Here is a 6,054-nt window from a genome sequence, read left to right as displayed (position 1 = left end):
GCCGCTAGGCAATTTTTAAATACCGTACTTATTTTTGAACGTTAGCCGCTTGTGGGCCACGCTGACCTTGTTCGATATCAAATTTAACGGCTTGGCCTTCGTCAAGTGTTTTGAAACCTTCTTCTTGGATGGAAGAGAAATGAACGAAAACGTCGTCCTGGCCTTCAACTTCAATGAATCCAAATCCTTTTTCTGCGTTAAACCACTTTACTGTACCTTCAGTCATGTGTAATCCTCCTGCGCGGGATTTTCCCCGCTAAATATTGCTAATGGCTACTCTGATGATCTGAAAGCTGTTCCCACTTGAGACCTTGCCTTATTTAAAATCACGAGCTTGCTCTGTTAGCTTATTTATATAGTAGCACAGCTGCCATATAAATGCAATGGCTTTGCTAAAATCAGGCAATGCCTGCCTGATTTTTCACTTGGCGCGGGCGTCTTGGGCGTGGATGTTACTTATCTTTTTGCACAGCAGTCAGGCAGAGGAACCAATGAGCGGCCCGCCCCGGTTTTTGATTCCATTCCATGAAGTGGCGCTGGTAGTGTTGAATTACAGGATTCGCCTCCGAAACACGCTTCCTACAGGCGCCGACGGTAAAAAAGACTGTCTTTCGTTCAAATAGTTTTATTTTTTGAATCCGCTAGCTTCGGTAATCGTGTACCTTTTCCGTTCATGCCCCGCACATTGGACACTCCTGTGCTGTCCGGGGCATCTCGATATGAAGATGAAAAACACCTTTCACCTCTTCGGATGAGTAATCTCCACGTCTTCTTAAACCAGGCAAAATCATGGTAGAATTCATAAACACGCAACTCCAATCCTTCTCTTGTTCCTCGTCAATTCGAGTGTAACGGATTTTGGAGTTCGCGTGTTTTTTATGCTCAATTTTTCACATACCCCAACAAATATTGTAGAGCCATTAAAAAAACCTAGCGGCAATGCGGGCCGCTAGGCAATTTTTAAATACCGTACTTATTTTTGAACGTTAGCCGCTTGTGGGCCACGCTGACCTTGTTCGATATCAAATTTAACGGCTTGGCCTTCTTCAAGTGTTTTGAAACCTTCTTCTTGGATCGCAGAGAAATGAACAAAAACGTCGTCTTGTCCTTCAACTTCGATAAATCCAAATCCTTTTTCTGCGTTAAACCACTTTACTGTACCTTCAGTCATGTGTAATCCTCCTGCGCGGGATTTTCCCGCTAAATATTGCTAATGGCTACTCTAATGATCTGAAAGGTGTTCCCACTTGAGACCTTGCCTTCTTCTTAATCACGAGCTTGCTCTTTTAGCTTATTTATATAGTATCACAGCTATTCAGCTAATGCAATGGTTTTTCTATAATTAGGTAATAGAAGGCTTACCAATGCCTTCTTACTATTAGTTGAACTCATTTTTTCAGCATCCTCAACGTTTACCCGATGGTAGCCTAACTCGCTTCTAATTATGTATAGACCTGAATCCGTGATAACAGGTGTTGATATGCCATCCATCTGTTCGCTTTCCTCGCGGGCGAATCGCGAGCCTCCTCAAACTCCACTCCGTTTCGTTCTGCGGAGTCTCACCTGGCTCGCTTTTCCCGCAGTGAGCGTTTTTTGCGAATGAAGAGGCTGAAGTGTTGCCCGCGGAAAGCCTCCGCCTGAAACGGATTCGAGTTATACTCACTAACAAAAAAAATAACGTTTTTATAGTAAATAGCCAAGAATGAATTATTTCATCACGAATTCAGGTATAGAGACAAAAACCACGCTTGCTTATTAAGAGGGTGAGGGCATAGTTTTTCGTTTTAGTTCATGCTCCACTTTCAGAAAAGGGAAACGCCAGAGCTTGAGTTCCTGGACAGCATACAGTGTGCCGGTTTCTCCTTTCCAGACGTGAAAAGTTTCTACGAGCGGGGTGCGGACGGTGACGGGACCGAGCGTGATATATATGCCCTCTCCTCCTTTGCCTACCCTGCTTGTGAGCCACAAACCATCTTCTTTATCATTTTCCGGCCGGAGCACGCCTACCATCACACCGCGGGCAAGCGGCAAAGCAATGTTCATAAAAGCATAGCCTTCTCGTACATCTGTGCTGTATATAGCAGTAAAAACGTGTTCTTTCGTATCCTTGCGCCAGCGCAGCCAGGCACTTGGCTGCGGGCGCCGATCCTGTTTTTCTGAAAGAGCTGCGAGCGTGCCTTCTAATTCTACTTCCCGTTCAATCGGCACATTCAATTGGCCCATGCGGCGCGTAACAGCACGGTTGAACCGCAAAAATGGTCGGGTCCAGCTTCCCCATTGAATGAAAGCGCGCATCTTATAACGGGTCGGATCGGTGTAAAATTCTTTCACTTCCTGGGCCACATCGGCCGGTTCGAAACCAGCGCTCCTGTACTGCTCCCAATCAGCTATAAGCGCTGGCGCACGCGCGTCGTCTTCTTTCCACTCTTTCTTTTCAAGCGGGCGCTTGCCGACATAGCCTTTCGTGCGCAAGTCACTCATCACAAACGCAGACAACGCTGGCTGAGTTTCTGCCAGCTTGGATGCAATCACAATGAGCGTCGTAAAAATAAGGGCGTTGACGGCCCCGTGCCAATTAACCATCCAAGGAATATCAACGATAAGCGTTCCCTGCCATAGCCCGAAGCTATACGTAACTGCAAAGCTCGTCGTTATGAGAAAAACTAAGCCTCCACTCCCCCAAAGTAATCGTTCCGCCCGGCGCAGCCGTGGGCTGTAAAAAGCTGCACCAAGCCACCAGAGAGCGAGCAGAACAAGCGCTGTCCCGTAAATAATAACGAAATAAAATTCCAGCGGCGGACCTTGCATAATACCGAACGCGACCATTAGCGGACCAAGTCCTAAAAGGGTCGCAAGGTATGGCCAGAAGAAGGGAGCGTGCTGCTTTTCTTTTATAGACCGAACGTAAAGACCTGTTACAGCAAGCAGGATAAAAGCGGCATAGTGAAAATGGACGGCGGTAAGCCAGACGATGACGTTCGTGTAAGGCAGCACATCCGCAAAGCCACCGGCCCCCAGGAGAAGCCAGGCACCTCCGACCGGCAAATAGATCATAGCCAGATTGATGATGACTTCTTCACTTTTTTGAAAACCATACCGGAGTTGACGCAACAGGCCGGCACATCCGATAAGCGCAGTATAGAAGAACCAGGCGGCCGCGGCAATGAGCGGCCCGTTTCCTTCAGGTAGAATGAAAGCGAGCGTGCTTATTAGCGCGAATGGGTAGCTGCGTTCGCTTAAGCTGCGGACCATCTGGTCGCTCCGTATAGCGGTCGGCTTTGGGACGACAAGGCTTAGAAGGGCTGGTACCCAGACAAACATGGCCATTAAAAGGGCTAAATCGATAATGGTCAATGGAAATACATAATAAACAGCCACGGCAGTGACCAAGCCGAGGCGGATGCGGGTGTTGGGCGGCACAACAATCGTTCCTTTCAACTAATCTTGCACGTGTTTAGTTATCTTTATTTGTTTAGTAAGGTTGATTTCTTAAAGGAGGGGGCTTTTTTTAATGTAAGGCTATTTGGATTCACTATTGCAGGAGCCCGGCAGGATCACTCGACTTTGATCAACTCCACCCTGTAACAAACCCTCATGATGTACATAAAAAGCAAATCACTCTCTCTTGCTACCCTTACCCTATCTTTAGGCTACAGCCCGATGTATGTAGTACCTTTAATTATAGCGAATATAAAAAATGAATGATAGCTACAAGTATTGCACCCTCTACGCAGAATCCACTTTTACGCGTTCATGTGGTAGTTCAATTGGAGAGAACGAATAGCTTCAACAATCCATATATGGCTAATGCCATTAGGAACGACTCATACAAAGGTCGGAATGTGAAAGAGCACGTTTCAGCTGGGCTTATTGCGGAAATATCTTTACTGAAAGCATAGAAGAAAAGCGAACAAAAAGGAGGTAACTATAATGAACAGAGAAGATTTTCATGGCAAATGGAACAAAATGTCCGGAGAAGCGAAACGGCAATGGAGTAAATTAACAGACGATGATGTACGCTTTGTTGATGGCAATCGTGATAAATTAATTGGTAAACTTCAGGATCGCTACAATTATTCAGAAGAAGAGGCTGAGCGGGAAGTCGATTCGTGGATTAACAAGATTTCACTTTAAGAATGGCTTAAGGAGGCTATCGCTAGGTGGAAACAACGGAGAATATTGAAAAATCCATGCAAGTAAACCACGGAGTCTGTGTCGAAGAGTACGAACGCAGCCTTAAGCGAAAATTGGAAGTCGAAGAGAAACGTTATGAAGACCACCGCCACAGCCAAATTCTTCAGCAGGAATTGAATAATAAACTGTTTTAGAAAACTGGCCAAAGTCAAACTATACCTGTGCCATCAGGTTCGATGACAAGCCCCGATCCATTTTGGATCGGGGCTTGTGTGCGTTCACCAGGTGCCTTCGTGACCCTACATCGTGAAAACAATGGTAAGATGCTAATCCAGGGCTGTTGCCGGGTTCACTGCCGGCCGTTCTACTAAAGTTTCGTCCGCCTCTTCAAGCTCAAGCGTAAAAAACCGTAAAACCGATCACATAAAATAGTTGAACGCACAAACCAGCTATTGAGGTAATGGATCCTGCCTTTGCCAATCCTTCCCCTCTCTCACGGCTGCGCCTTATTTCCTGCGTGCCTTGCTTCGAAAAAATCATGCCGACCGCAGCTAAAATGATGCCGATAAATGGTAAAAAGAAAGATAGTACGCCCAGCATAAGAGACGCTTGCGCTTTTCCATTGGTTATGGCACGTTTCGCCATTTGAAACTCCCCCTAGGTTACTTCATCCTTGCAACGTTTCTATGTTTTCTTCTGAGGCTCGAATCTCGACTTGGATTTTACCTGAATGTGCATCGATAAACGAACGCACGATAACTGGGAAATCATAGGGGTTGCTAAATCGCAAATCAGCCCATCCCCAGCTGACCATGGCATCCAACCCTTCCGGTACATATTTCACCGGTTTAGAATGCGGGTTTCTCTCTACAATGTCCATCCCAGCCTCTAGTGCTGTATTATACAGCGTTGTTGATGTTTGGCAAATCCCCCCGCCAAGACCATCTACAAAATCACCATCAATAATGACATTAGCTTCTCGGTACCCTCTCTCTCTAGTTCGCTCTCCCACCACTTCATTAAAGGAAAAAGTGTCCTCTGGTCCTAGTACTGTCCGATCGATGCTATCAGAAGATATCGCAATATTGTGCGAGCGCCCCTCAATGTATTTATCAAAATACGTGCTGTATTGCCCGATCACTGTTTCCTCAATATCCTCTAGCTCCTCTAAGCTGATGTTCGGCTCGGTAATATATAGTGGAAGCTCCACTTTTTGATTAAAAAAGCTGTCATGGGTTGAAATGGCCTCTACCAATTCTTCCTCGTCTAAAATGACTTGGGGGCGTCCTTCTTCTAATTCTCCGTCTTCGGTCAATCTTGGACTTTGCATACGTTGGTCAAACCCATCCTCACCCTGAGCTAAGTCATTCGCAAATGCTTTTAAGTTATTCTGTTTTTCTTCTCCCTCCTGGCCAAACTCCTCTTTATAGAACGTTTTTATTGTTTCGTCATTGGCTGGGTCGTACAATTCAATCCCTCTGGTCTGCGGCTGGTTTATTGTTTTTGTCGTCTCAGCGAGTGCTGATGCTTCAGTGACTTCTACCGGACCACGTTCTTCGAGTGTAGAACAAGCTGAAAGTAAAATCAGCAAAGCTGCGCCTGCAATCATTCTCCTCACCATGCAATCCTTTCCTCCCCTTGCCACTTCCTATATTTTTTTAGTGTATTCTGTTTTCTTTTGCGTTATTAAGCGTCAAATCTTCTTTTAAACGCAAGCTCTCCCATTATATTAAAGTAAAGGCATTTTATAACCAGTCATAGGTTGATTTTTTGTTATCTACAGCTTTGATTGTTCTTAAACGAACACTCTAATTCTTCCTAATTATACCACACACCTTGTTACTAAATGGTTGTCAAATCGCCTGACATGTCTGATTCTCTGCCTTTCCCCTGCATCTTTCACCCTATTAATAAAAACAA

Annotated in this window: 7 protein-coding genes; 2 read left to right on the top strand and 5 right to left on the bottom strand. The window is 45.4% G+C overall.

Features of this window, described 5'->3' with window-relative positions; genetic code table 11:
- Window positions 1-28: 28 nt before the first annotated feature.
- The 3 genes from D469_RS0109450 to D469_RS0109435 all read right to left on the bottom strand — a co-directional run bounded on the left by D469_RS0109450 (window position 29) and on the right by D469_RS0109435 (window position 3,438).
- Window positions 29-226, bottom strand: coding sequence for a cold-shock protein (locus D469_RS0109450; RefSeq protein ID WP_018923148.1), 198 nt, complete (start codon window positions 224-226; stop codon window positions 29-31).
- A 747-nt stretch (window positions 227-973) separates the two neighbouring features.
- On the bottom strand, window positions 974-1,171 hold the full coding sequence (locus D469_RS0109445; RefSeq protein WP_018923147.1) for a cold-shock protein: 198 nt from the start codon (window positions 1,169-1,171) through the stop codon (window positions 974-976).
- 584 nt (window positions 1,172-1,755) lie between these two features.
- Window positions 1,756-3,438: a YndJ family protein gene (locus D469_RS0109435; RefSeq protein WP_156816958.1), complete on the bottom strand. Its 1,683-nt coding sequence runs from the start codon at window positions 3,436-3,438 to the stop codon at window positions 1,756-1,758.
- Between the two features lie 492 nt (window positions 3,439-3,930).
- On the opposite strand from D469_RS0109435, the gene D469_RS0109430 reads away from it, so the two are divergent.
- On the top strand, window positions 3,931-4,134 hold the full coding sequence (locus tag D469_RS0109430; protein ID WP_018923144.1) for a CsbD family protein: 204 nt from the start codon (window positions 3,931-3,933) through the stop codon (window positions 4,132-4,134).
- Window positions 4,135-4,160: 26 nt separating this feature from the next.
- The gene (locus tag D469_RS22060) at window positions 4,161-4,328 is read left to right on the top strand and encodes a YuzK family famiily protein (RefSeq protein WP_018923143.1); all 168 of its coding nucleotides are present in this window, start codon (window positions 4,161-4,163) and stop codon (window positions 4,326-4,328) included.
- A gap of 199 nt (window positions 4,329-4,527) precedes the next feature.
- Here the strand turns inward: D469_RS22060 and D469_RS0109420 are convergent, their stop codons facing one another.
- Together D469_RS0109420 and D469_RS20095 are read right to left on the bottom strand one after the other, a co-directional pair.
- Entirely contained in the window at window positions 4,528-4,779 is a 252-nt protein-coding gene (locus D469_RS0109420; protein WP_018923142.1) for a DUF4190 domain-containing protein, read from the bottom strand.
- A gap of 22 nt (window positions 4,780-4,801) precedes the next feature.
- Window positions 4,802-5,755 (bottom strand): VanW family protein, encoded by a 954-nt coding sequence (locus D469_RS20095; protein ID WP_018923141.1) that lies wholly within the window; start codon window positions 5,753-5,755, stop codon window positions 4,802-4,804.
- Window positions 5,756-6,054 lie beyond the last annotated feature (299 nt).

It is taken from the genome of Salsuginibacillus kocurii DSM 18087, assembly GCF_000377705.1.
Lineage (GTDB): Bacteria > Bacillota > Bacilli > Bacillales > Marinococcaceae > Salsuginibacillus > Salsuginibacillus kocurii.
This window is presented reverse-complemented; position numbering and strand designations above follow the sequence as displayed.